Annotated in this window: 4 protein-coding genes and 1 pseudogene; 1 reads left to right on the plus strand and 4 read right to left on the minus strand. The window is 31.5% G+C overall.

Features of this window, described 5'->3' with window-relative positions:
* Window positions 1-105: 105 nt before the first annotated feature.
* From FAY47_RS19730 to FAY47_RS21090, 4 genes are all read right to left on the minus strand, one after another.
* Window positions 106-483, minus strand: coding sequence for a DUF1963 domain-containing protein (locus FAY47_RS19730; RefSeq protein WP_207706280.1), 378 nt, complete (start codon window positions 481-483; stop codon window positions 106-108).
* Between the two features lie 337 nt (window positions 484-820).
* Window positions 821-988, minus strand: coding sequence for a hypothetical protein (locus FAY47_RS20725; protein WP_207706281.1), 168 nt, complete (start codon window positions 986-988; stop codon window positions 821-823).
* Between the two features lie 368 nt (window positions 989-1,356).
* Window positions 1,357-1,992, minus strand: coding sequence for a glycoside hydrolase family 11 protein (locus FAY47_RS19735; RefSeq protein ID WP_143318635.1), 636 nt, complete (start codon window positions 1,990-1,992; stop codon window positions 1,357-1,359).
* Between the two features lie 546 nt (window positions 1,993-2,538).
* Window positions 2,539-2,691, minus strand: coding sequence for an alpha/beta hydrolase (locus FAY47_RS21090; RefSeq protein ID WP_243129682.1), 153 nt, complete (start codon window positions 2,689-2,691; stop codon window positions 2,539-2,541).
* A 2-nt stretch (window positions 2,692-2,693) separates the two neighbouring features.
* Between FAY47_RS21090 and FAY47_RS19745 the strand changes: the two are divergent.
* Window positions 2,694-3,089: pseudogene (locus FAY47_RS19745) on the plus strand (cupin domain-containing protein); the annotation flags it as partial.
* Between the last annotated feature and the right edge of the window lie 48 nt (window positions 3,090-3,137).

Below are 3,137 nucleotides of genomic sequence, written 5' to 3' on the forward strand. Positions count from 1 at the left end.
CTATCAACCCCCATATCGGACTTTCACCGACTAGTACGTGCCCATGCTGGGCACACATAATATAGACCTGACCAAGTTAAATATGGTCAGGTCTTTTAAATATCATCAAGAACATTGTAAAATAAGCCACGTGTTATCAAAATTTTTATTTTTTAAATCTACCTCTTTTATGTAGTAATGAATATTATCTGAGTAACCTAATAGCTTAGATAAATTTTCTCCACTAGTCTTATATCTATCTTTCTCTAAAAAGTCATTGCACTCATCCCACAAATCATAATTATCAAATATTTCTTCACAATTCATCTGTGCTAAAAAACTTAAAGGACTATTTTTTATCTCATGAGAAAATGGATCTTCCCAAGTAAAGTAATACCACTGAAATCCTTTTGGCAAATCTGGACATCCTCCAAATTTTGATACTACAATCGGTAATGATTTAGACTTATTTTTATCAAAGCAAATTTGTTTATTTACAAACAATATTATCTAGATCACATTGTCAGCACTTTTATGCAAAGTGAATCCTTAGAGGCCTATTGCCACTCGTCTATGCGTTATCTTTTGGATTATGACAAAAATAACGACACAGAGCTTGCATATACATTATATATGTACATTCTTAATGAGCGTAACTTGCTAAATCCATCAAATGCTATACATGTTCACCGTAACACATTGATCTATCGGACCTATACATATAATACTCTAATTCCATTTCACACCAAAATTAGAACCTTCATTTTGCCACTGACGGTCAAACCAGGACTTCCCACTAACATTATATATTTTATCATCTAAAGTCAATGTTCATTAATAATCATATTTGAAATTTTATACAGAGCTTTTTACCTAATCCTTCATCCTTTTCACTTATCTCTGCATAATCTAAAGGGTATATTTTATTATCTCCATAGTACCAACCAATTGTTTCATCTGTAATTGAAAGGTTTGAATTGATAATAGATACTTTATTAGGTTGCTTCATTAATTCTTTTAAATAAAAAAAATAGTGTCTCAAGACAATATTTCACAATCAAGTTGTTCAAGATATGAAAAAAAATTTAGAGAAAAAGATAAAGATATAAAATAGCATAATAAATTTTTAGGATGATGTACAATTGCAAAAAGTGCCCCCTATAGGCGCACTCTTAAACATAAGATACTGATAACTTTTAAATACTAAAATCGACCTTCATTCTTTTGAAATTTAATATTCATGTAGTATGTAGGCTGCATTATTTTTTATATATAAAATTATTGACTGTAAAACCGACTAACCTTAACAATATCAAATTGTAAAATACCTTCTTGCTATTTCTAAAACTGTAAGTTATACACTCCTCATGTGACTTGTTACCATACTGTTACATTAGAATACCCACTACTTTGATATCCTTCTGTTGCAAACATTTGGTAAGCCCAATTTCTACCTAAATTCATTCCACAATTTCTCCATGCATTCACATGATTGCTAAAAGTGATTGCATTGTTAGCCCCCATTGGTCTCTTTGAAGTTCTAACACTCCAATACTGCTTAAATGTTGAACTATTACTATCAATGGAAGGTGCGTTATATCGTGTGGTCTCATATATATCATATGTTCCTCCATCACTATTTACACTTCCCTTATATATTCCAGTTGGCCTATAAGTTCCCCAACTGTCAACAACATAGTATTCTATAAGAGGACTTCTTGTCCACCCATATAGAGACAAATATCCATTACCAGATGGTGAAAATGCTCCAGCATTATAGTTTATTGTTCTAGATGGTGATCCAACATTCCAACCTTTACCCACAACAAAATTCCCACAATTTGACCATGAAACACTATAATTGCCACCAGATCCATTAGTAGCATTTACTGTTCCACCACCATCAGTCCAATTTTGCCAATAGTTTGTTGTTTCTGCAGATGCTTTTACTGCAAACAAACTAGTAATACTTATTAAAATTGTACAAAATAACATTGAGATTTTTTTAAACATAATTTACCCCTCCTGTAAAATATTTTTATTTTAAACTACCTACATACTACTCTTTTATAAATCGCTCTCTTTTATCCTCATTGTAACATATTACAAAAATTGTATATAGTTACTTTAGTTATATCTTTTATACCACTTTTATTGTAAAAAGTTCAGTGTTATTATACTCAAGACATTCCTCACCCCCATCTTTTAGAGTATTTATTAAAATTTTACATGCTATCAATTAACCAGTTTATTTATCTAAAAGTCATCTCCATTATGAAAAATCCCCGAAACTAATCAGTCTGAGGGATTATAAAACACACTTCAATATTTACTTAAAAGTCCTAAAGCCTAAATATAATTTTACATCTACACCTCTAACTCCAATCTCCTTATAAATTTTAAAGAGTTTTTTTACTAGTTTCCTACAGGATCAGCTTCGAACCTTTTATTATGGTTTCCCAAAGTTAAGACATTTATAATTTTACATTTCTTTTTTTGCAAAAATCTTCCTTTTCAATAGAGCAAATTATATATTCCTGTGCTAGAAAAGATCCAAAGCTATGACCAAATAAGAACATAGGTAGCTTTGGATGTTTCTTCTATTGTACTAGTAGTTTTACCATGTCCACGATGATCAAAAGCATATACAATAAAACCATTTATATTGAGATATTCTGAACATTCATCATATCTACTTGAATGTTCAGCCATACCCATTTGTAGTTAATATTGATGAGGCTACTAAGCAAAACAATACTTTTCGTACCGCTTTATGGACAGGAGAAAATCTACAGCTTACACTTATGAGCATCACTGTTGGAGGCGAAATTGGTTTAGAAATTCACCCTAAAAAAGATCAATTTCTACGTATTGAAGATGGTGAAGGCATAGTTATGATGGGGCGCAAAAAAGACTCTTTGGATTTTCAACATAAAGTATATGATGATTTTTCTTTCATCATACCTGCTGGCATATGGCATAACCTCGTTAATACAGGTAATAAACCAATTAAACTATACTCTATATACGCACCACCTCAACATCCTCATAGCATAGTTCATCCAACTAAAGCTGATGCAGAAGAAGCAGAAGAGCATCACGACCACTAATCGAGTAGGAGGTAGATAATTATTTTATCTACCGACCTCTCACACCAC

It is taken from the genome of Clostridium sp. HBUAS56017, from assembly GCF_007115085.1.
GTDB classification, from domain to species: Bacteria; Bacillota; Clostridia; order Clostridiales; family Clostridiaceae; genus Clostridium; species Clostridium cibarium.

What these genes read in the sequence shown, in the direction of transcription:
- FAY47_RS20725 (WP_207706281.1), bottom strand. Translation starts at nt 988, where the DNA reads ATGAAGCAACCTAATAAAGTATCTATTATCAATTCAAACCTTTCAATT.
- FAY47_RS19735 (WP_143318635.1), bottom strand. Translation starts at nt 1,992, where the DNA reads ATGTTTAAAAAAATCTCAATGTTATTTTGTACAATTTTAATAAGTATT.
- FAY47_RS21090 (WP_243129682.1), bottom strand. Translation starts at nt 2,691, where the DNA reads ATGGCTGAACATTCAAGTAGATATGATGAATGTTCAGAATATCTCAAT.